At 47.2% G+C, this 22,386-nt stretch carries 25 protein-coding genes; 12 read left to right on the top strand and 13 right to left on the bottom strand.

From position 1 onward, the window contains the following. Positions 1–18 precede the first annotated feature (18 nt). The 6 genes from H9646_RS18545 to H9646_RS02575 form a co-directional block, all read right to left on the bottom strand. Positions 19–150, bottom strand: a complete 132-nt coding sequence (locus H9646_RS18545) for a hypothetical protein (RefSeq protein WP_263598936.1) — start codon at positions 148–150, stop codon at positions 19–21. Continuing rightward, positions 151–1,152 (bottom strand): DUF6094 domain-containing protein, encoded by a 1,002-nt coding sequence (locus H9646_RS02555; protein WP_263598937.1) that lies wholly within the window; start codon positions 1,150–1,152, stop codon positions 151–153. Positions 1,153–1,240: 88 nt separating this feature from the next. After that, positions 1,241–1,483, bottom strand: a complete 243-nt coding sequence (locus H9646_RS02560) for a hypothetical protein (RefSeq protein WP_225213925.1) — start codon at positions 1,481–1,483, stop codon at positions 1,241–1,243. A gap of 197 nt (positions 1,484–1,680) precedes the next feature. Next, on the bottom strand, positions 1,681–1,968 hold the full coding sequence (locus tag H9646_RS02565) for a hypothetical protein (RefSeq protein ID WP_191721743.1): 288 nt from the start codon (positions 1,966–1,968) through the stop codon (positions 1,681–1,683). A 111-nt stretch (positions 1,969–2,079) separates the two neighbouring features. Next, positions 2,080–2,355 (bottom strand): hypothetical protein, encoded by a 276-nt coding sequence (locus H9646_RS02570; protein ID WP_191721744.1) that lies wholly within the window; start codon positions 2,353–2,355, stop codon positions 2,080–2,082. A 464-nt stretch (positions 2,356–2,819) separates the two neighbouring features. Further along, entirely contained in the window at positions 2,820–3,452 is a 633-nt protein-coding gene (locus H9646_RS02575; protein ID WP_191721745.1) for a DUF3275 family protein, read from the bottom strand. A 452-nt stretch (positions 3,453–3,904) separates the two neighbouring features. Between H9646_RS02575 and H9646_RS02580 the strand changes: the two genes are divergently transcribed. Beyond that, the gene (locus H9646_RS02580; RefSeq protein WP_191721746.1) at positions 3,905–4,690 is read left to right on the top strand and encodes a nucleotidyltransferase domain-containing protein; all 786 of its coding nucleotides are present in this window, start codon (positions 3,905–3,907) and stop codon (positions 4,688–4,690) included. Positions 4,691–4,811: 121 nt separating this feature from the next. Here the strand turns inward: H9646_RS02580 and H9646_RS02585 are convergent, their stop codons facing one another. From H9646_RS02585 to H9646_RS02595, 3 genes are all read right to left on the bottom strand, one after another. Next, on the bottom strand, positions 4,812–5,453 hold the full coding sequence (locus H9646_RS02585) for a DUF3577 domain-containing protein (protein ID WP_225213926.1): 642 nt from the start codon (positions 5,451–5,453) through the stop codon (positions 4,812–4,814). Positions 5,454–5,686: 233 nt separating this feature from the next. After that, positions 5,687–6,256, bottom strand: coding sequence for a hypothetical protein (locus tag H9646_RS02590; protein WP_191721747.1), 570 nt, complete (start codon positions 6,254–6,256; stop codon positions 5,687–5,689). A gap of 81 nt (positions 6,257–6,337) precedes the next feature. Next, positions 6,338–6,778, bottom strand: coding sequence for a hypothetical protein (locus tag H9646_RS02595; protein ID WP_191721748.1), 441 nt, complete (start codon positions 6,776–6,778; stop codon positions 6,338–6,340). Between the two features lie 250 nt (positions 6,779–7,028). On the opposite strand from H9646_RS02595, the gene H9646_RS02600 reads away from it, so the two are divergent. Both H9646_RS02600 and H9646_RS02605 read left to right on the top strand, forming a co-directional pair. Beyond that, positions 7,029–7,325 carry an H-NS histone family protein gene (locus H9646_RS02600; protein ID WP_191721802.1) on the top strand — a complete coding sequence of 99 codons (297 nt, stop codon included), beginning with the start codon at positions 7,029–7,031 and terminating at the stop codon, positions 7,323–7,325. Between the two features lie 239 nt (positions 7,326–7,564). Then, a complete protein-coding gene (locus H9646_RS02605; RefSeq protein ID WP_191721749.1) occupies positions 7,565–8,065 on the top strand; it encodes a hypothetical protein in 501 nt (166 codons plus the stop codon). A gap of 37 nt (positions 8,066–8,102) precedes the next feature. Here H9646_RS02605 and H9646_RS02610 read toward each other — a convergent pair whose 3' ends face one another. The 3 genes from H9646_RS02610 to H9646_RS02620 all read right to left on the bottom strand — a co-directional run bounded on the left by H9646_RS02610 (position 8,103) and on the right by H9646_RS02620 (position 11,859). Continuing rightward, a complete protein-coding gene (locus H9646_RS02610; RefSeq protein ID WP_191721750.1) occupies positions 8,103–9,359 on the bottom strand; it encodes a type II toxin-antitoxin system HipA family toxin in 1,257 nt (418 codons plus the stop codon). Next, complete coding sequence (locus H9646_RS02615; RefSeq protein WP_191721751.1) at positions 9,356–9,688, bottom strand: helix-turn-helix domain-containing protein; 333 nt, start codon at positions 9,686–9,688, stop codon at positions 9,356–9,358. Before H9646_RS02615 ends, H9646_RS02610 begins: the two co-directional genes overlap by 4 nt. A gap of 1,592 nt (positions 9,689–11,280) precedes the next feature. After that, a complete protein-coding gene (locus H9646_RS02620; protein WP_191721752.1) occupies positions 11,281–11,859 on the bottom strand; it encodes a hypothetical protein in 579 nt (192 codons plus the stop codon). A gap of 459 nt (positions 11,860–12,318) precedes the next feature. Between H9646_RS02620 and H9646_RS02625 the strand changes: the two genes are divergently transcribed. The 9 genes from H9646_RS02625 (at position 12,319) to H9646_RS02665 (ending at position 21,885) form a co-directional block, all read left to right on the top strand. Further along, a complete protein-coding gene (locus H9646_RS02625) occupies positions 12,319–12,579 on the top strand; it encodes a hypothetical protein (protein ID WP_191721753.1) in 261 nt (86 codons plus the stop codon). Positions 12,580–13,014: 435 nt separating this feature from the next. Then, a complete protein-coding gene (locus H9646_RS02630; protein WP_191721754.1) occupies positions 13,015–15,102 on the top strand; it encodes a catalase in 2,088 nt (695 codons plus the stop codon). Between the two features lie 541 nt (positions 15,103–15,643). After that, complete coding sequence (gene otsB / locus H9646_RS02635; RefSeq protein ID WP_191721755.1) at positions 15,644–16,387, top strand: trehalose-phosphatase; 744 nt, start codon at positions 15,644–15,646, stop codon at positions 16,385–16,387. Then, positions 16,388–17,824 (top strand): alpha,alpha-trehalose-phosphate synthase (UDP-forming), encoded by a 1,437-nt coding sequence (locus H9646_RS02640; protein ID WP_191721756.1) that lies wholly within the window; start codon positions 16,388–16,390, stop codon positions 17,822–17,824. It abuts the gene before it with no gap. 89 nt (positions 17,825–17,913) lie between these two features. After that, positions 17,914–18,975 carry an acyl-CoA dehydrogenase gene (locus H9646_RS02645; RefSeq protein ID WP_191721757.1) on the top strand — a complete coding sequence of 354 codons (1,062 nt, stop codon included), beginning with the start codon at positions 17,914–17,916 and terminating at the stop codon, positions 18,973–18,975. Continuing rightward, positions 18,963–19,721, top strand: a complete 759-nt coding sequence (locus H9646_RS02650; protein ID WP_191721758.1) for a PIG-L deacetylase family protein — start codon at positions 18,963–18,965, stop codon at positions 19,719–19,721. Before H9646_RS02645 ends, H9646_RS02650 begins: the two co-directional genes overlap by 13 nt. Next, positions 19,718–20,311, top strand: a complete 594-nt coding sequence (locus H9646_RS02655) for a class I SAM-dependent DNA methyltransferase (protein ID WP_225213927.1) — start codon at positions 19,718–19,720, stop codon at positions 20,309–20,311. The genes H9646_RS02650 and H9646_RS02655 overlap by 4 nt, the downstream gene beginning before the upstream one ends. Then, the gene (locus H9646_RS02660) at positions 20,308–20,991 is read left to right on the top strand and encodes a glycosyltransferase (protein WP_191721759.1); all 684 of its coding nucleotides are present in this window, start codon (positions 20,308–20,310) and stop codon (positions 20,989–20,991) included. The genes H9646_RS02655 and H9646_RS02660 overlap by 4 nt, the downstream gene beginning before the upstream one ends. A 345-nt stretch (positions 20,992–21,336) precedes the next feature. After that, positions 21,337–21,885 (top strand): ferritin-like domain-containing protein, encoded by a 549-nt coding sequence (locus H9646_RS02665; RefSeq protein ID WP_191721760.1) that lies wholly within the window; start codon positions 21,337–21,339, stop codon positions 21,883–21,885. A gap of 9 nt (positions 21,886–21,894) precedes the next feature. Here H9646_RS02665 and H9646_RS02670 read toward each other — a convergent pair. After that, positions 21,895–22,386, bottom strand: a 492-nt coding sequence (locus H9646_RS02670) for a helicase-related protein (RefSeq protein WP_225213928.1), incomplete at its 5' end; no start/stop codon positions are given.

Below are 22,386 nucleotides of genomic sequence, written 5' to 3' on the forward strand. Positions count from 1 at the left end.
TTGATAAATTGCTACAGCTCAGGCGATCTTGACGATCTGGCCCAGGCGTTGATCTGGCGTTAGCTCAATAGCGTTGATGACTGGCACAAAGCGATCCAACATCACAGTGGTTTGGCTGGCATTGCCCTTGTCATCCACATCGACCGACACTTACCGCTCTTTGCGTTTGAAGGTGTCACCCTTGATGAGAAAGGTACGGCCAGCATCAGACTGGATCTTTCCGACCACTTGGCCAGCAGCAAGCGCCAGGGCAAGGTGCCAAGGTGTCAGATCGCGCAGCGGTGGACGGCATGCCCCCCGTGTTTGCGCAAAGTGACCTTGCAGTCCATCCCAAAGCGTCATGTGCCGATACTTGGCCAGCTCATCCTTGAGCTGGGCCTCATCAATGCGAACAGCATGAAAATCCACCTCCTGCTCTCCCTGCACTGCAGGAATGACATAAGGCTCATGCACCCAGACATCAGGTAAGACCGGCGCACCCTCTTGCGAGGCCTGCGCATCGATCAGCAACTGCTGCGCTCCTTTGGGTGCATACACTGGCTTGATCCGTGTCCCAATAATCACGCACTGTTTAAATTGCTGCTCTAGTGCCATGAAGACGCGCAGATTCTCAAAATTGCGCACCAGGTAGGCGCGAATTTCTTCATCCAAGGCGTAATGCGGCACGATGTAGACCAGCACACCGCCATAGGCAAGGTACGGCACGGTTTTACGCAAGAAAGTGCGCTCTAGCCGCTCAGCTTTCTCTGCATCGGCATGCAGCTCACGCTGCCCTGCCTTGTCGGAGACGCCGTAGCCATACGGTGGGTTGAGGAACAACAAGCCCATGCTGCGTGCTTTAACGACCGCATCATGAACGTCGGTATGCAATACACGGTCGAACAGCTGCTTGGCATGCCAGGCCCGCTCCGCATCCAGCTCGATGCCGAAGGCCTCGACCGTGGACGTTGAATCGGATTGGCGTTCATCGTTGAGCAACTGGCGAACATCCGCCAGCGCTGTGCCCTCGCCACAACAAGGATCTAGCATGCGGACATGGCCAACACTTGGAAGTGCCAGCATGTGCCCTATACGCTCCAGCGTGACTTCGTCCGTGGGAAAGTAGCCTGCTTTGACAAAATTGCGAGCCAGGCGAGAAAAGATCAGGGCCATGGCCTGCTCCTCAAAAATAAAAGCCAACCTTCGTGTGAACACGAAAGCTGGCTTGGTTGGGATGAAACGATGCAAGCATCGTTGGGTTTCAGAGGTACTCTTTTTGCGTCCACTGACCATTGGCCAGTGCATGTCGGGCTTGTTCTTCCTTGCGGAAATACTCCTCCGACTCACGCGTAAAGGGGCCGTTTTCAGTCATGGTTCCCAAGTAGTAGCCTGCATTGCTGCGAAGCACTTCAAGTGGCAGTTTCTTGCCGTTGGACAAGGCCAAACGACCGTACACCACACCATGGTTGGGAAGATCAACGGTTGGGATTGCAGCGTGCGACATATCATTTCTCCTAGAAAACAAAAAGAAAGACAGGCGCACCCCTGATGGGACGAGCCCATCAGGGTGGTGGTGTGGAAAAACATGCGACACTTTTCGAATGACCGAAACGACGCGTGATTTCAAGGTGATTGAAGGAACTCCCGAGGAAGTGGACTGGGTCCACCTCCTGGAAGAACTTGATGCAAGGGATGCGTTGCCTATCCTGCGGCAGATGACGCGCCAGCGGAAACCGGCTGCAAATTCCGCGCTTGCATTAGTTGAATCAAGCTCGCAGGCAACGACAGACTCGGACGTTCAAAGTAAGAACGAACCAGTGTGACGATGGAGCAAACTTGACCTGGTGCGACCTGCTCGCGCAGGGACATCAGGTGCAGGTATTCCTCTTCCGAACAAGATGAGATCCACGCGTTGAATACCGCGTGCAATTGCAAGCGCTTGTCCGCACTCCAGTTGGAGGGCGCAGTCAGCGTGATGGGGTTTGACATGGTTGTCTCCAAGAAATAGGGACAACCGGCCCAAGGGGACGTTTGTCCCCTGGTGGGTGAAAAGCAAGTTTGTCCAGAGCGTTAAAAACGCTCAGTCAGTTGCTTTGAGAGTTAGAAGAGCTTGACGGCCGCGATAACGAGGCCGGTCATTGCAACCTGCGTGGTGATGATCCAGCGAAGCTGGTCATTGAAGCGCACGTTCAAGCGCGTTTCCATTGCAGCAGCATCCGTCTTGGTCATGAGCTGTTCGCGCCATTCAGCACGAATTTCGCTCTGACCTGCCTGGATTGCAATTTCCAATTGACGCTCGACATCACGGGCTTTATCTGGAGGAACTCCAGCTGCAGTCAGTGCTTCAAAGACGTTGAGTTGTATGGACATGCCCATAGTCTACTCCTCCCAAAAAGAAGCGGGCACATCGTCCCAGCGGGCAGATGACGCCCACAGTGGATGGATTTAAGGTGCTGCCCAAAGCGGCGTACACCGCTTTTGCACATTTGCAGGGCTCAAAGTGCTTGAAACCATTCATAAATGGTCAGATGGTTTCCCACAAAAGCCGCTTGAGCAGCTGCTGTGGGAAGCCATCGGCTTCCGTCTCAATTTAATCGTGCCCCAGGCTGCAGTGAACTGCAGGCCGACCACCACAAGGGGCTCAGGTGGTCAAGGAAAGGCGCGTGGATCATGTTCAGCTTGGCTTTCACTGAAGATGTCCGAATCGCAAAGCCGCTGCGCATAGGGTCGCAGCCACCCTGGTTCTAGACTGCCCAAGCATTTGCACAATGCGGACAGTAGGCTGTTGCAGACGCCCTCTCCTTTTCGCCTGCAACAGCCCACTATTGGGCTGTCAATGGTCAAACTGGATACCAAGTTTGATCAGTTGGTTTGAATTCGTAGCCTAGCTCTCGCATGGCTGCACTTTGCTGACGCAGTTTCAACCGATCTACCGTTGGGTCAAATTTGACGGGTTGCTTATCGCATATGAGCTGCCACATCTCACCAAACAACTGCGCAAGCTGCGCATCGTTTGATTGAGCTGTTTCAGCCACTCGTGCCGGTTGGCTCGTCTTCTTGCCAATCCCCTTGAGCCGCTCTTTGACCGCCTCAATACCATGCGCAAAAGCGTTGGATGGGGGTGGTGCTTGAACAGGCTTGCTGGCCATTGGTGCCGGTGGTGGCACTTCTTCAGCTGGGTCTGGTTCAGAAGGCCCATCGTCGGGTTGTAGTTCACTGACACCATCAAGATTTAAGTCATGCAAGACAGCACGGATCTCCGTGACTGCTTTACCCCAAGCCATGTACTGGGCCAGACGAATTTCGTTGATCCAGACAGTGCCGGTGTACACGCCATCCCGAAACTGGTCGAGCAGCGGGTCTTTGACTTTGAATTCACCAATATCCGTACTCAGATCCGCTACGCAGAAGTTTCCGTAACGTCCTTGCTGGATGGTCTTCACTCGCAGAGTGATACCGGTGAGTTTGATCATTTGCGCTCCGTGGATTGCGCCAGGAGCTGTGCCCTACCGGGATTTGCATCCTGGCAGGGTAAAAGAAAACACCCCAAGCGCAAGCACATGGGGTGTACGGTTTAACTGACTGAAGGGCTTCCAACCACAACAGAAAATAGGATCGGCACACTGTCAAAGGTGTGCGTCAACGAGGGAGTGTGTCCCGATCAAAAGTGCCTCAGCCCGAAGGCGTGCTCGTTTCAGAGGCTCACGTGCCGCGCCAGCAAGCTGGCGTCTCCGGTTTGAGTGATACCGGCAAACACTGGAAAGTTGTAAGCATATCGCATTCCAAGTCATGTTTGTGAGTATCGACACTAAAACGCTGTGCGAGACTATCTCGCTCACTGAAGGGCATCTCACGGCCAGAAGCGGTCGTTCGAGTCGATCAAAATGCCTCTTGTTTGTTTGGCGACTGCGTTACTCTCAGCGCCATGAATAGTTGTAACGACTTCACGCCTAAATTCATCGAAGTTCCACCTCTAAAGCCGCTACAAGTAGAGTTTGTGCCACTGGTCGATGACGCGCGGTTCAGCCTGCGCACCGAGCTAGGAACACTCCTGGACAGTCTGTATCTATACGGAAGTGTTTCCCGCGCAAGCGCTCAACTGGGTCAGTCAGACTTGGACTTGACCCTGATTCTGACTAGACCGCTAAGTGCTCAAGAAAGTCACTCTCTTGAGTGTTCCCGCATTGATTTAGAAGCGCGGCATCCTGAAGTCAGTAAGGTCGATTTCGATATTGGTATACGTCAGGACGTACTCAATCCTGCCAACATAAACAGTTGGGGTTACTGGCTCAAGTACGAGTGTCGATGCATTTACGGTGCAGACGCGGGGTTGCAATTCCCAGATTTTTTACCTTCGAAAGCCATTGCTGAAGCAGTCAATGGTGACTACTTACAAGCTCTCAGCGACTATGGAAAGCGCATAGCTAATGCAAACACTCATGCTGAAATGCAGAGATTGCAGAAAGAGGCCGCTAGAAAGCTGGTTAGAGCAACGAATGTTCTACGCGCAGCTACAGACAATTTTTGGCCTAGAACCTTGGAAGATTATGTAAGGAACTTCTCCGTGCACCATCCCGAAATGGCCGAACAAATCAGTTTCTTCCTGAGGCACGCACAAACGCCAAGCGGGTCAAGTACGGTTTTTATTGAAAATTTGTATGCATTCACCAATTGGATGCAACACCACCAGTCTCAATGTAATTCCGCTTAGGGTCGAAAGCAGAACTAGAGATCTGGAATTCTTCATCATGACCAGCCCATGAACTGGGATCATCAATTCTTAGAAAGTAAAAAAGCCACCGGACTGCAATGCAGAACGGTGGCTTTTTTGATCAGTGGTGCGCCATTTGCGGGCGAGCTGACTGATGGTTGCTACGTGGGCCGTAGCCTGCAGGAGTCTGTGGTCGGCGCTGCGCTGGTGGGCGCGGTGAATAACCTTGATCCTGCTGAGCTGCTAGAGCATTGTTGACTTGTGGGTCTTCAAAGCTACCGACCTCATGTTCATGCTGAGGTTCAGCATCGGTTTCGGATGTGTCTTCGGGGCGCGTGTAAACAAGCTCTCCATCAACTTTCACAGAGTTAATCAGAATCAAACGGCCTTTGATCAAGGCTGCCTGCTCCATCTGCCCTGTGGGGCGTCGCTGACTATCTTGAACTTGACGTTCGTAGGTGTGAGGGTAAATATCTGCAATCCGAAACGAAACCAAAACCTTGCGGCGTTCGTTCACTTCGTTTTGCAGGCTTTCAACCAGTTCAATGGCATCTTTGCCACTGACGCGCAAATCAAAGAGCGTGTACTGGACATCGTCAGATGACCCGCGCAAGGCACTAATGCTGCACGCGAGGAACGGATCTGAGCGACGGCCACGTCCTTTGGTTTCTACCCAGCGAATGCGGTTGAGATAACCGATACCGTTGGTGTGCAGGTTGAAAAACTCACTGTGTGCTGCTTGTGCTGTCATGTTGATCTCCAAAGTTTCCAAAAGTGGAAAGGAGTACACGCATACCCAAGCCTAACCGTGAGGTCTGGATGGGGAGTGCTGTATCCCCATCCGGGTTTCAAAGTGCTCTGCATAGAACCTTGGGGGTTCAAATGCGCGCCTTTCAAGAGCTCAGGCGCATTGTTTTGCCATCAGGCAGTTAACGGTTTAAAGACTATCACAGCTTTTTTAAGGCTGCAAACCAAGTTGACAGGCAAGTTAATCACTTAACCTGCATCTAATAGCTTCTGCATCCGCTCTACTAAATGCGTGGTTTTCAAATTAAGCTCAGGCAGATTTTCTTGGAATTTAGCCCAAGTCTTACCCAATGCTTCATGCATGTCACCTGGCTGGTGTGCTAGAGAGTAAGAAATGCTATTCAAACAGTCTTTGAAAGTATTTCTCAAAACGTAATGCACGTCCCAAGCTTTTTCAATATTACTGAGCATGTATGGTTCCTCATAAAATATTAGTGGCACCTTATCTTCAATAGAATCAAGCTTCGCAAAGTCACTTTTCATCACAAGATCAAGTGCAGCAGCATACCGCTCAGCCTTACGTTTTTCAATGTCCTTCTTAAGCTTTGCAGCTTTGGTATGCACCTCTACAGCTTTGTCCAAAAGAGATAACGCATCGCTGATGCACTTTTGCTCTTTTAAATCAAGCTCTAGCGAATCGAACGACTTAATCTTCAGTTTGGCAATCGTTGTTCTCACACGCTTTAATGCCGAAGCTTTATCGTTGTGATCCTTGGACTTAAAGTAAGAGTTCTTAATAAGTTGTTTGGAATCGATCAAGATCATCTCCTTTTTAAATGGCAATAAAAAACCCCATCAAATCGCATAGCGTTCTGATGGGGTTTAAGGGTTGTTGATGAATTAGTTATTCGTACCTGTTGCCTTGGAGGCATGAGGAAGACAAATTACATTTTCATCATTGGCAGCTTGTGTCACTCTTGATTTCTTCAATTGAGCACTTCTATTCCATTCGCGCAATTGCACGAACAGCTTGAGGCTCAACCGAGATAACCAATAGGCACATTGCGCAGACTTGAAACAGAGCTTCGCACAGATCAGGCCCAGAGCACGCGCTTTGGCGTACTGGATATGAGAACGCTTGACTGTCTCTAGCGCTTGGAGATATGACCCAAGAAAGCGCATTTCTAGCTCGGGGTAGTCATAGACCACCCCGAGGAAGATTCGCGCTGTCACCGGATCGTTGAGCTTTCTGAGCATGTCAGCCAGATGTTTTTCATCCAGTTGACCAGGCCGTGTGAAATTGCCTGATGCAGATTGCTTGCGAGTTTGGAAGTTTGTCATGTCGTTGCTTACGTGAAAACGGGCAACGACACCCAATTGGGACGCAGTTGGTCCCGTTGGGGTTAGAAAAGTACCCTAGCCTTGCGGCGTGTGACTTACAAGGGTTCAGTCACCACAATTAGCTCATGCGAGCATAAGTATAAATATTTTAGCAAAAATGACAATTGCAGCAAGACTTCGTTGGCTGATTGAAATTAATTTTTTATATATGTATGATGTGAATTCCACTTTCAATTTAAGCAAAGTTCATATGACATCATCGGTATCTTATAAAGACCTCTTGGCACAACGCACGCAGCTGGAGCAAAAAATTGCGGAAGCACGTGCATCTGAAATTGCAGATGCATTGAGCAAGATTCAGACTCTGGTTTCAGAGTACGGTCTTTCGCCTGATGATGTTTTCCCAGCGAAGAAGCAAAAAACAACATCGCGCTCAGTCGTTGAGCCTAAGTACCGTGACCCAGTCACTGGTCAAACATGGACTGGGCGTGGAAAGCCTCCGCTGTGGATCAAAGACAAAGATCGTGCTCAATTTGAGATTAAGTGATATCTGCCTTTCGTAAAAAAGCCACTCATCAGTGGCTTTTTTCTTTTCAAGAATGTAATTTTTTCGCCATTTATTTATGACTCGAATTAGTTATATTTATTACACAGCTGTATAGCAAATTCTTTAGAATTAAATTCTTACTAGATTTTCTTGGAAAAACAGTCATGTGCGATATATGCATGTAACATTATTTGGCGAACTCTTCGACTAATTAAATTTACCGCCTTAAGGAGAAGACCATGGATCCGCAAAAGCAAAGAGCCTTTGGTGTTTTTAAGCCTATTGGTCATATAGTAGCCTCCTTTCCTAACAGCAACTTAGCGCAGCAAGGGAAGAATGAACTGGAGGTGCTAGGCATAGCGTCGGCAGATATTCACAGTTACACAGATACGGAAATGCTAGCGCAAATTGATGCTGATTTAGATCGAGCTAGCCCTTTGGCCGGCGTAGGCCAAGAACTCAATTTGATCAAGGCTCACCGTGTATTAGCTGAGCACGGTTATCACTGGCTGGTTATACGCGTTATCGACGATAGTCAGGCTCGGCTTATTGCTGGAAAACTCTGCACTTCTGGCGCTGAACGTGCTCAACTCTATGGCAGATTTATGATAGAAGAGTTAATTTCCCACCCAACCGATTTACCTCAAGTTAAAGATTCTCCTGACAGTGGCTTAGATGCACTAACACCATCAGGGACTGAAGAAGAGAGAGCTTTAATCCGTCCTAAAGGTGGGCAATAGAAGACTGTGCAAACTCCCCATAGTTTGCAACTGGAGTTCATGATCGAATGCGCTTCAAATCTGCTTCACTCAGCCGCGCTGCCCGCGATGGCAGCTGAAATAGAGGTGGTTTTAGTGGATCTCTTCCTTGGTCAATCACCAGTTGATCCCATTTTTCTTTGATGGTTTCAAACGTGGAGTCCAAGTAGTCATTGGCGCTAGCGTAGTCAACACCTAACTGTTTGGCTGCAACGAGCAAATTCTCTACTGTGGCTCCTGCATCACCATTTCTACGCAAACCCATGGACAAAGCTGACACGCTCATCACTACGCCTCCAGCTGGCGCGTAGGGTGCGATGTCATACGCAGGAGCAAGCCTCCAACCCTGCGGGGTACGCAAAAACCCGTGATTTCTTGGATGGTCGTCCCCGTTGCCGATAAGGACGTTAAAAACCATACGCCGCCATAATTCCGTTAGGTGCCCCTCAACTCTCCACCTGCTTGCATTCATTGCAAGGCCGATATAGGTCCGGTTTGGATTGTCTCGTTGAGCCGCTGCGGCCCCCAGCACCGTTGCAGCACTCGCAAAGTGTAGACGCTGAGATTGACCGTCCTCCTGCATGAAGCGGTCGAAGCGCTTCACCAAGACCGCACCGCGCTGATTTCGATGGATGTACTCAACCTCCGCTGCATTAATGCCGCACAGGCGCGCCAGCCGCATACTGACAAATTCTCGCAGCGTGGCCGACGGGTCATCTTGTCTGCCGGAAAACTTGGCAATCCACTGCTGTCCTTTGTGCAGCACAGTCATTTTGGGACGCTCCCCACCAAGGCTGGTGGAGATACCTCCTTCTACCCTGGCTACGACGTGTGCACTTGATTGAGCTGGGTCGAGCTCATCCATGGCATCAAACATAGCTTGCGACGAATGCGGCACAAAGCTGACTTTATAAGCAATGTTGTCGCAGACCTCCAAAGCCCCAACTGCATCCCCAGGAGAGAACTCCAGTGCATCCAAATTGCTTAGGCTCGTGACACTGCGACGACGTAAAAGCATGTCGAGACCAAAACCCTCGGGCTTTATGTCTCTAAAAATGTCATGCAACCCTTCGTAATCAGTCGTCTTGCAAATACTGTTGAAGCGCCCTAACTGATGCTGATCCAGCGTCATGGCTTTAGGTAGATCTTTATAGCCATGTCCATAGCGAAACACACCCAGCGGCCGCCCTCCTGAGTCACTAAGCTGATACTCGCCCACCGCTATAGGCTCAGTCTCTCCCGGGAGCCATAGCCAAACAGGTTTAATAGTCTTCATGTACTTCTGACCTTCTCTCTCACTCTCATTGGCTGTGTAGCCTCCAAAAGCGCAAATTCGTGGTCATTCAGTCCCACCTTCTTGATGCTCTGGATGTAGTCATCAATCAGGTCTACCGCCCATAGCACCTTAAGCACAAATCCCAGTTGCACACTCACCGAGCCGGCCTCCAAGCTGGAGATGGTTCGCTTAGAAATATTGCAGCGTTGAGCAAGTTCATCCTGAGTCCAGCCACGAACGATTCTCGCCGTCCGCACTTTAGTGGCCAGTATTTTTGCGGCGTCTTCAGCTTCAAATGGCAGCATGGCTGTATCAGATGACTTTTTCATGAGTGCATCATAGCAAAGTGCGTTTAAGTGCTTCATAAGGCAACTAAAGACGTTTTAAACGCAATTTGCTTTCTTGCGCATAGCGGAAGTGTTTATCGTCTGAACTCTAAAACGATTCAATACCCGCTGATTGATTAGGCTTCAAACCTTGGTTTCCTAGCGCTCAGCACAGTCACAGTGTGGCCGATGTTTTCCTCGCCGTTCGGTTGTGTGCACAGACTGTCTCTACAAGTGAGCTCACACGATGCAAATTTCCTGCTGCACAACGCTAAGAGCAAGCAAACCAAAGCGAAGAGGTGCGCCGCTGAATGGGTTGGGCCTCAAGCGGGTCAGCCAGGTACAAAACATCCCAAAAAACAGGCTTGAATTAAGCCTGTCATCTACACAAGGACGTTGAGGAATGACCTGTGTGACACATATAAGCACATGATCAACATCATGCGGTTCACGTGCCTGGTGCACTTGCTGGTCACAGTAGTTACTGCAACTGCAACTGCAACTGCAAGGTCAAGGAGCTGTCGATAACCAGCGCCTGCTGTACGTGACTCTGCTGTAGCAGAGGCTTCCTCTGAAGGCTTAAACGGCGATGCGCATCCGCAGGCCCTCTACTCCACTAGACAAGAAGTACGCACCGATGCATTTCGCTTCATTCAGATGCTTTACAACTCTTTCCACAGACATTCGTCGCGGATGGCTTGTCTGACACAGGCTTGAGAGCCACAGCTGTGTGAGTCCGGCAGCAGTCTGGCCGGTTCAAGCAGACTTCCTTCATCTAAATCCGCATGAGTGCAGAGGGCTGCCGCCTGGCACAGCTCTCAAAGCCACCATTACCACACAAGACCTGAGTAAGCAAGCCGATAGAAAAGTAATTCTTGAAAACTTTTTAGCATTCGTCTGCAAAGTGAGTCCAGAGGGTACAGCAAAAAAACTGTGGCAGTAAATGCTGCTGGTGCCTAACGTGGGCTTTTTTACTCCCTCGTATTCAAAAGCAAGTCTTTGTAATTATTCTTTCATTTTCTATATTTTGCTGCCAACCTTGTTTTTAATTAATGTTTTTTAACAATCCTAACAATAGGCGTACCTATAAGGCTACTATGAAACAACCATTTGAATGCCGCTTAAGAGCTTTTCTAGCTGAAATTGAAGTCGCAGATCGTGTATCTAGCAGACAAGAGGCGCTAGATCTAGTCTTAAAAATCTGGATTGCAACAAATCTAAACTATGGAACTCCAGAAAGCGATTTGCTAGCACTACGTAGGATGCGTCTTTGCGCTGAGGATGGTTGGCGGGATCTTGAGAAAGACCCCTGCTATCTAGATAGTCCTGAGCGAAGTGGTCTTCGACTTCATCTTCACCATGATGGAACAATAGTACTTCAAAATAATTCAGACCACACGGCGCGCATAGTATTTACAAAGCTAGGTGCTAGTGCATTACATTTAAACGCGTAGTTGTTTGTTTAAGAAAATACTACTTAGGGTTTGTGTTTTGCACGCTCAACCTTAATTTTCTAGTCAATTATTATTGTTATTCACTAAAGTTTTTAGCTGAAAATAGGGCCAAAGGCCCCTAGGTTTTTCACTCAGTAATGGTTACTGGCCGAATTTGCGCTTTGCATCGTTTACGCAAGCGTCTTTGGCATCACCGGACATAGCATCGCAACGCTCTTTAGCGGCCTTGTAATCTGCTTCACGTATTTTTTGATCTGCATCTTTGCGGGCTTCTGAAACATCGGATTTTTTGTCGGTTGCATTTTTATTTGACTCCATGCGAGTCTCTGCAACCTTTGCGGATTCGAGAGCCTTCACATGCGCGGCCTTCGCGTCCTTACTGCACACGTCCTTAGCGTTGCCGGTCAGATCGTCGCACTTTTCTTTTGCAACGTCATATTCTGCATCAGCCTTAGCTTTTGCCAACTTGTTTCGATTTCCTTGCGTGTCGTCTGAACGGTGATTTAGTTCAGCTTTCGATACTTTCTCACGTCCGCTCGCTTCTTTTTCACAGACATCTTTTGCATTTCCCTTCAACGACTTACATTGCTCTTTTGCCGCTTTATATTCAGAGGCGATTCGCGTGCTTTCTGCGCCATGCTCCTCTGGGGTCAAAGCAAATGCAGACGATGCCATTAGTGCAGCTGCACTTACCGCGATGAGTTTTTGAGTGAATTGCATTGGAACTCCTTAGACAGTTTTCATTAGCAAAATTTACAGAATGCTTCATTTATGGCATCTGCAATAATAGTAACCACTAACAAGTGATACATGACGAACTGTACACATACACCTATTGCCAGCTTGTCGGGCATGCAGGCTTATGTCCGTGGGCTTGAACCTACATAAATCTATATAGCTCTATATATGGTTCACCAATAACTACCACGCTATTAACTCAACACCGCTCTCTTCATTAGACAGAAAAATGGAAAACGCTCGATTAACGACGTAGAAATAGCTGCGAGATTTGGACATCGGGAAATGTGTAAAAGTGCGTTATAGCCTGTCATGAAATGAAAATATCTATCACTAAGCCATCCTCATTATCTTGACTCCAATCTAAGAAGCGTAAGTCCTACAGCCTCAGATAAAGGTTAGATTCACCCTAAATACACACCCAACCTAAGGAGCACATAAATGAAAGATGACAAAAACCCTGACCTAAAGCCGTTTCACCCCGATGACGCAAAGCCAGGGGCAAATCCCAACAACCCTGCGGACCCTAACGACCCACGCAATCCTCAAAGTCCCAACCCATCACTGCCTGAGAATGAAGAAATGGACCCTGTGGGAAAGCCATATCCTGAACAAGGACCCGACAATCCGGACAACGAGCCAAACATCCCTGAAGATTCTGAGTCAGAGCGGATAGTTCAGCCGGATGCCCCTAATCCATAGATTTACCAAACCAACCCGCACATTGCGGGTTCTTTGAGTGCTCTAAAAATATCGACACCCGACTTCTGCTCGAGAATACAGTTTTAAAGAGAGTCAGAAACAATCAGAATATTATTAAATGATATTCTTTTTTATTTTTCGAGAAACAAAATCAGGCCTAAAGCTACGAAATCTATGCTTCTTAAGCATAAACTGAAAATCAAAATTCATGAAAATAAATCTCAGATAGATAAAATAAATTGCAACACCTTAGCAAGAGGTTTATTCAATATCATTAATAAATTTTGTAATTTATATGGTTATTTTGTGACAAAACCCCCTCTTGAACTTCAAATGTAGTAGATAAGACCACCTATCTGAAGGAGATGAGACTACTTACAGAAGACAGATAATTAATCAATATAGAGAAATTATTAAACTTTTTGGAGATAAATAATGCCCAAGTCAAAAATCACTGGAAAAAGTTCAAAAGCTAATACTTTCCTAGGCAACGCTGGTGAGCTGCAGCAGCAGTCACAAGGCAATCACCCTGCCCTAACCACGCAGCAGGGCATTGTGGTCCCTGATAACCAAAATTCGCTGACCAGTTTTAACCACGGCCCGGCTCTCTTGGAAGACTTTATTCTTCGGGAAAAAATCACGCACTTTGACCATGAACGCATTCCTGAACGAATAGTTCATGCCCGAGGATCAGGTGCTCACGGCTACTTTGAGTTATCAGACTCATTAGCGGAATTCACTACAGCGAAGGTGCTCACAGAGACGGGCAAACGGACTCCTATCTTTGCGCGGCTGTCGACGGTAGCTGGCGGTGCTGGATCGGTTGACACACCAAGAGATGTCCGTGGGTTTGCAATCAAGTTCTACACAGAACAAGGTAACTGGGACTTGGTGGGCAACAACATTCCAGTGTTCTTCATTCAGGATGCAATGAAGTTTCCCGACTTAGTACATGCCGTAAAGATGGAGCCAGATCGAGGGTTCCCCCAAGCAGCTACAGCCCATGACACCTTTTGGGATTTCATCTCATTAATGCCGGAATCCTTACACATGATCATGTGGGCGATGAGCGACCGAACAATCCCACGCAGCCTGCGTATGGTTGAAGGTTTTGGAGTACACAGCTTTCGGTTGATCAATGCTGCAGGCGAGAGCACCTTCGTGAAGTTCCACTGGCGGCCCGAGCTGGGCATTCAGTCCACCTTGTGGGATGAGGCAGTCAAGCTGCAAGCTGCAGATAACGATTTCCATCGTCGAGACCTTTTTGAATCCATTGAAGCGGGGCATCCGCCAGCCTGGGAATTAAGTGTTCAACTGTTCACACAAGAAGATGCTGATGCCCTGCCCTACGACCACCTTGACCCTACAAAAATCATTCCTGAGGAAGTCATACCGCTACGCAAGATCGGTCGCTTTGTTTTAGATCGATGGCCAGACAACTTTTTTGCTGAAACTGAGCAAGTGGCATTTTGTCCTGCCAACGTTCCACCTGGCATTGACTTCTCCAACGATCCCCTTTTGCAAGGGCGCTTGTTTTCCTACTTGGATACACAGCTATCAAGGCTTGGAGGTCCCAACTTCACGCAGATTCCAATTAATGCCCCTCAATGCCCATTCGCTCACCACCAGAGAGATGGACATATGCAAACGGAGGTTCCGAAAGGCCGCGTAGCTTATGAGCCTTCTAGCTTACAGCCCGACAGCCCGCTGGCTTCCGCTGAAAGAGGTTTCAAGCATTTCAAGGGGCCCACTGCGCAAGCAAGCAAAGGCCGCATTCGGCCGGAAAGCTTTGCAGATCATTACAGCCAAGCGCGAATGTTCTATCGAAGCCAAAGCGAAGTTGAGCAGTCTCACATGGTGAGTGCACTGGTGTTTGAACTCTCAAAAGTTCAAACACCACATGTACGCTCAGCTGTTGTGAGTCATTTACTCGTTATCGACAAAGGCTTGGCTCAACGTGTTGCCAAGGGTTTGGGTTTGACTTCTTTGCCAGCAGTCGCAAAGCCGTCAGTGAATCCAATTGATTTAGCACCCAGCCCCGCAACAAGCATCATCGGTCGAATGAAACCCACCTTGGAAGGGAGGAGCATCGCGATTCTTGTCGATGACGACTCAAACGCAGAAACGATTGCTGCGCTGCAGTCAGCACTCATAGCTGAGAAGGCAATTGTCAAAATCATCGCCCCCAAAATTGAGGGCGCAACTCTAAGTGATGGGAAGCACCTCCCAGCTGATGGTCATTTGGCCGGTTCCCCCTCGGCGCTCTTCGACGCCGTGGCTTCTGTTTTGCCCCTTGCTTCCGGAGAAAAGCTCTCAAAAGAATCCGCCGCTCAAGATTGGTTTCGCGACGCATTTGGTCATCTAAAGGCAATTGCGGCTTGTAAAGGGACCCACATCATCTTGAGAGCGGCCGCAGTCAAACCGGACCAAGGTTTTTTTGCACCAGAAGACGTAGCGGATTTCATTAATGGCGCGAAAGGCCGTTACTGGGAGCGAGAATCCAAAGTTCGTCCGGATATTTAATATGACTCATTGAGAAATAATTTCAAAAAAAGCCCGAGTGATTCGGGCTTTTTAGTTTTCCAATTAAGGCTTACCTGGCTGTCCATCAGGATTCGGAATTGGAGTAGACGCATTTGGTGAGTTTTCTGCGGGCGCCAATGGAGACGATGGCTGGTTCGAAATTGGTGGATTGGGCTCCGAGGGTGTGGGTTTGCAGGCCGCCAAAGTCAATGCTCCAAAGAAAACTACTGGAAGAAATATAAATCGCATAAATTGCCCCTAAGTTGATCTGAAAATTAATTCTATTTATTATAGAAACTTAAAAATTATTTTTCTTGTTAAAACAACTTGAGCACATGTAAGACAAAATCTAAAAATTCTCTGCAATTTCCGCCAAGTTCACACAGACCTAATAAATCAATAATTCTGCCGAGGCAAGCTTTGCATCATAGAATTTGAAAGAAATAGTAAGAGTGCTCCACTTTCTACTAACAATTTTTTAAGAACAAAACGACTTTTACTGACGCCGACACTTTCAGACACGGCCTACATTAAAAGACAAATGTATGAAAAACCTATCTTAAGTACTCAATCTGCTCTGTTTCTAGATTTTGATGGGACGCTGGTAGATTTAGCCGAAGAGCCGTGCAGTATTCAAGTTCCAGCATTTCTCTGCCAGCTGCTAAATGACATTAACGAACAATTGAGCGGCTCCCTGGCCATCATATCCGGAAGGCAAATTGAAGTGCTAGACCATTTTCTTAAACCATTAAAAATTGCGACCGCAGGCGTACACGGCATAGAACGAAGATGCTCCAAAGGATTGATTCATGGAGTCAAATATCCAAAATATGATTTTTTGTTTAAAGCGTGCATTAAGCTAATTGAAGCTTTTCCATCTCTCGTCTTAGAACAAAAAATAATGTCTTTAGCATTGCATTTCCGAAAAGCACCAGAATTAGAAAAATTATGTAGAGATGTTTTTGAAAATGCAATTAAAAACAAACCAGAATTTACATTAATTTCAGGGAAATACGTTATCGAAATTATGCCGAATGGTTTTTCTAAAGGTGCGGCAATACTAGATTACATGAAAGAGAAACCTTTTATGGGAAGAACACCAGTTTTTATTGGTGATGATCTTACTGACGAGACTGGTTTTGAAGCTGTGCACTGCTGCAACGGCATCTCTATCAAGGTCGGAAGTGGTCAAACTAATGCGCAGCATAGATTCAATAATGTGGCTGAAGTTCATAAGTGGTTATTATTGAATAGTGATTTTTTAAAAAAGAAAGATAATAACTAAATGAACCGTCTCGTAGTAATTTCAAATCGTGTGGCTAGTTCTAACAAGCCTGCTTCAGGAGGTCTCGCAATTGCGATGGAAGAGCTCCTGCAAAGAAGGGGCGGTATTTGGTTTGGTTGGAGTGGTGACATTGTAGATAGTGAAACTCCAACTTCAGACCGAATTCACATAAATCAAGATAACTTAATAATTCGAATAACAATCGATTTAACTCAGCAACAACATGACAGCTATTACCGTGGATTTAGCAATGATGTCCTCTGGCCTGTATTTCACAACCGTGTAGATTTAGCTAAATTTGATAACTTTAGTTTTGAAGGCTACCAGTTTGTGAACAAAATGTTTGCTTTGGCCATTCAAAAGTTTTTAAGAAAAGACGATATTGTATGGATACACGACTATCATCTTATTCCATTAGCGAGTGAGCTTCGTGAACTTAATTGCCATCAAAGAATTGGCTTTTTCTTACATACTCCGCTGCCTCCCCCAATTATTTTGGAAACTATTCCACAGCATCGAGCATTAATGGATGCTCTAGCTGCATATAACCTTATTGGCTTTCAAACAATCCAAGACGTAGATCATTTCAGAAGCTATCTTGAAAAACGGAAAACCACTTATTTTTCTAATAAAGCATCCAATGAATGCTATTCAATAGAACTGAACTATAAAGATTTTCCAATAGGAATCGATACTGAAAATTTTATTGAATTTTCCTCGCAAAATGCAGCTACTGATGCATGCCAAGAAATAAAGCAAGAATATTCACAACGACGCCTAATTATCGGAGTCGACCGTCTGGATTATTCCAAAGGTTTGATCCATCGTGTACAAGCTCTAAAAGAATTATTTCGTATTTACCCAGAGAATCGCAAATCTGCAACGTTAATACAGGTGGGGTCACCAACACGTGAGACAAATCTTGCCTATATTAATGTGCGAGAGGAATTCGAGTCGTTATGTGGAGCAATCAATGGCGATTTTGGTGAGCTGGACTGGGTGCCAATTAGATATCTTCACCAAACTCTTTCTCGAGAGAAACTAGCTGGATTTTATCGAGCCGCGTCTGTTGGGATGGTTACCCCCTTAAGGGATGGGATGAATCTTGTTGCTAAAGAATATGTTGCCGCGCAAAATAAGGAAGACCCTGGGGTGCTTATTTTGTCGCAATTTGCAGGTGCCGCAGAGCAAATGAAGGAAGCATTGCTTATCAACCCTTATGATATTAAATCAACGGCAAATGCGATTCAGCTAGCCCTAAAAATGTCTAAACGAGAACGTATTGAACGACATCAGTCTTTACTACAAGTAATTGTGGAGAAGAATGTACATTGGTGGTCATCTGAATTTCTAAATGCGTTGATATCGGGAAAGCAATTAGTATCAAATCGAGAAAATTTAATAAAATCCTTGTCAGCTGAAGCTGACATTACTTGAGCTATTTTTCTTGCAAAAAATTCTTATTAAATAAATTAGTATTGTCTTGTATAGTTTAAAACTATACTATCTATTTATTCAAAATAACCATGCAGCAATATATCCTCAGTGAAAATATTAATATCTTTATAGATAAAGATAAATTGCAAACGATTTTGAATAATCCGGAAAAAGCGTCGCAATTTAATAGATTCCGAACACTTATAGAGCACGGTCTAGATCAACTTCCTTTTCCTGGTTCTGGCCGAACGTTAGAGCGGTGGAAAACTCTTGCAAAGATCGGCTCCACTAACCTCAGCCTCGCAAAACTTTACGAAGGGCACACAGACGCGCTGGCCATCACAGCTGAGTTGGAAGCACCATTGCTCTGGGAAGGTCAAGCTTGGGCGGTATGGTGTGCAGAGCCACCGAATATGCGCGTGTGTGCACATGGTGACTTTCGCAATCTATCGATAGGTAATGGCACTGAAGTAAAACTGACGGGCACTAAACCTTGGTGCTCAGGGGCCAGTGTTGTCGACAATGCATTGGTAAGTTGCTGGCTACCAGATGGACGTCGATGCCTTGTCGCGTTGGCAATGAATCAGTCAACTATCGCAATCAATAGCAGTAAATGGAATGCAGTTGGAATGGCTGACAGCTCAAGTGCCGAAGTATCTTTTGAGGAGACTGCAGGCATCTTGGTTGGATCGCCTGAGAGCTACTTAACCCGTCCTGGATTTATTCACGGCGGAGGCGGCGTCGCTGCCTGCTGGTACGGTGCTGCTAAAAGAATTGCTTCGTACTTACATCAAACAACTATTGCAACCAAAGAAGATTCATATAGGCTGGTCCATCTCGGCGCGATAGATGTTGCTTTAAGTAGCGCAGCTGCCTTGCTGACGGAGGCTGCTCACCAAATTGATCTGAGGCCCACGGAGCCATGTGCGTTGGAGGTTACTAGGGCCCGGCTTGCGGTTGAGGACGCCGTGAATGAAGTACTGAGGCGTGTTCCACGAGCGCTTGGTCCGGGTCCTCTTTGCACGGACAAAGATCTTGCGCAGTTGATCGCAGATCTGCCAATATTTGTTCGGCAGAGCCATGCAGAACAGGATCAAGCAGCTTTAGGGCGCCTTATCGTAAAAGCACGGCCTGACCCATGGACTCTTTGAAGCCTCGGATCATTGAGGGTGTAGGAACTCCAGAAGCAAGCTGGCAACACTGGCTGGCCGGCAAAGGCTTTCCACAGTTTGCAGCATCACAAATGCTCAGCGAGTGCCAGCGAATGGTGATAGTTGCTCCGCACCCGGACGATGAAGTGCTAGGTGCGGCAGGATTCATTCAACTCAGTGCACGGAACAGTTTGCCTTGCACCATAGTTTCCGTGACTGATGGCGAGGCAAGCCACCCAAATTCTTTACTTTGGACACAAGAAGAGCTACGCCTTAAACGCATACAGGAGAGTACCCGAGCCCAACGTTTCTTAGCGCCTAAGTCGCAGTTTTTGCGGCTCAAAATTCCTGACGGCAAACTGGTAGAGCATAGGTCTGAGCTACTGGCTGCTCTAGAGACAATACTGAAACCATTCGACGCAGTCTTTTGCACATGGCGATATGACGGACATCCCGACCATGACGTAACGGGACAAATTTGTGTAGAACTTTGCCAAAAAATTGGCAGCAAATGCTTTGAAATTCCAATCTGGGCATGGCATTGGGCCTCCCCGTCTGACCCTCGCATTCCTTGGAACCGTGCAGTTGTTTTGCCTCTTACATCCGAGCAGCTCGCTTTAAAGCAGCAAGCACTGGCATGTTTTCAAAGTCAGTTGATACCAGATCCAACGACAGGAAAGGATGCCATTCTCCCTAGTTGGGCAGTACGTCGGCTTATGCGCCCATTTGAACTGGTGTTCACATGATCAATCCCGCGCACTTTAACAACCTGTATCAAGCCGATGCAGATCCGTGGAACGTGACCTCTGACTGGTACGAGCGGCGCAAGCGTGAACTTGTATTGGCCAGCCTTCCGCGAGAGCGTTACCGCCACGGTTTCGAACCTGGATGCGGGAATGGAGAAATGACAATGAGACTGCTAGATCGCTGTGACCAACTTTGCGCAGTGGATTTCTCCGAAAAAGCAGTCCAACTGTGCATTAAGCGTACGGACCACGTACCTGAAGAACGCCTAGATTTAAGGACCATGCCGCTGCCTTTTAGTTGGCCTGACGTACCGCACGAAGGTTTTGATCTCATTATCGTCTCGGAAATTGCTTACTACTTTGATGATGAGGCGCTCGCCCGTTTCTATGAACGGAGCATCAGTTCTCTTTCCCCTGGTGGACATCTCCTCATGTGCCATTGGCGTCACCCTGCGCATGATCGTCAGCAGAATTCTGAAACGCTTCATCAGCGTCTAAAAGAACATCCGCATTTGTTCTCTATCCTCCTCCTTCAAGATTTAGATTTTGAAATAGGTGTCTGGATAAAGCATGTGAAGGAAGAATCATGATCGGAGTCTGCATACCTGCCCATAACGAGGAAAAACTCATAGCCGATTGTTTACATTGCATATTCACGGCTGCATCCCATCCCGACCTCAATGGAGAGTCGGTAAAAGTCGTTTTGGTACTGGATAGTTGCCAAGATATGACCCCAGTAATCGCCATGAAATGGCCTGTCATTTCTTTAGAAACGCCCGTGCGCAATGTCGGTAAAGCCCGGGCCTTAGGCGCCGAGTACCTATTGAAACATGGCGCCAGATGGCTTGCTTTTACAGACGCAGATACTTGCGTCTCCTCTCGATGGTTAGCTGACCAGCTTTCGCTACAAAGCGACGTGGTATGTGGAACGGTAGAAGTTGATGACTGGTCCGACCATGGGAAGCACGCAAAGAATAGTCAGAAGCATTTTGAATCCACTTATATTGATAATGACGGCCACAGACACGTACATGGTGCGAATCTTGGTATTTCTGCCTTTCATTATCTGAGAGCAGGAGGCTTTGAACCTCTAGTGTGCGGCGAGGACCAAGCACTAGTTGATAGGCTAAGTATTCTAGGAGCGCATATTGCATGGAGTGCGCTGCCACGCGTGAGAACAAGCGGACGGGCATTTTCGCGTGTCGAGAACGGTTTTGCTGGAGCGCTAAGACAAGCATGGTGCGAATCTAACGACGCAGAAAATATGTGAAATCATGTGCTTTTTGTAAAATTAATTAAAAATAAAAATATATTATCTATACGACCCTTTTACCCACAACACCAGTTCAAATAATTACACATCCTATCGGTATTTGTCTTACAGAGGCAAAGTTCTTTATCGAATAAGATTGCCTTATGGAAAAACACCCTGAAATTTCTCCAGGACAGGTTCCAACTTCCTCGTCCAAAAATCGTTTTGCAACCAAGCGAACATTAGTCGTTGCTGCTATTGTGCTTGCAATCGTTTTGTTGGTAATGCTCGCTCCTTGGTAGATATATTTCTGCTACAAGAACGCTAGTTACACGATTTTTTCTTAGCTATTAGGATTATAAAATGAATGATATCGTTGCACATCAAAGTAATATGAGCCTTGATCATAACAAGTTAAATGCCGCCAAGAAAAGTTTAGATCAAGGGGCTGTTACGCCAGATTCAATCGAATCTCGCAAAGAGATTATTAAGCTTCTCAACGATTCATTGGCGACAGAGATAGTATGTGCGTTACGTTATAAAAGACATTATTTCACCGCAACAGGCCTTGAATCAGTTCCAATTGCCGAAGAATTTCTTCTTCACGCAAATGAGGAGCAAGCTCATGCTGACAAGATAGCGAAGCGTATTGTCCAGTTAGGAGGCGAACCAGACTTTAATCCGCAAACTTTGTTGGCGCGAAGCCATGCAGAATACAACGATCCGCTCGATTTACATTCGATGATTCGTTCGAATCTAGTTGCGGAACGCGTCGCAATTGAGGCTTATACGCAAATGATAGATTTGATCGGTAACAAAGATCACACAACTCGACGCATCCTTGAGCAAATCCTAGAAGAGGAACAAGAGCATGCAGATGAATTAGCAGACTGGATGCGTAGAGCAAGTTAGTCGAAGAATTCAGCGAGCGAGGCTGCCCCTAGGAAGCGCCATCTTGGCCGCTTCAATCACCTCCTCCTCAGTCGTGCGTTTATTGTCCTGAAGCGCAAGAACCCCCTCATCGATCGTTCCTGGAATGATTGGCACCAAGACAAGCACATCACGTTTTTGGCCCAGTCTGTAGGCACGATCTTCTGCCTGGCGCATCAGCGCCGGTGTCCAGGGCATGGATGCAAACGCCACGATATTTGCTGCAGTCAATGTGATGCCCACTCCAGCAGCCATGGTTGAGCCGATAAAGACTTTGACCTCTGGATCATCTTGGAACGCATCTACGGCGGCCTGACGGCGTTTAGCGGAGTCCGCCCCCACTAGACTGACACAGCGTATCTGCAAGGCGCTTAGGGTTGTTAATTTCCACGCAAATCTGACCCGCTGGGGATGCGGATAAAAACTTGGACTGGTTTTTATGCGGCTAGACCAAGTTCTTGTCGGTATTCCACAGGACTTAAA

It is taken from the genome of Comamonas avium (assembly GCF_014836675.1).
Taxonomy (GTDB): Bacteria; Pseudomonadota; Gammaproteobacteria; order Burkholderiales; family Burkholderiaceae_C; genus Comamonas; species Comamonas avium.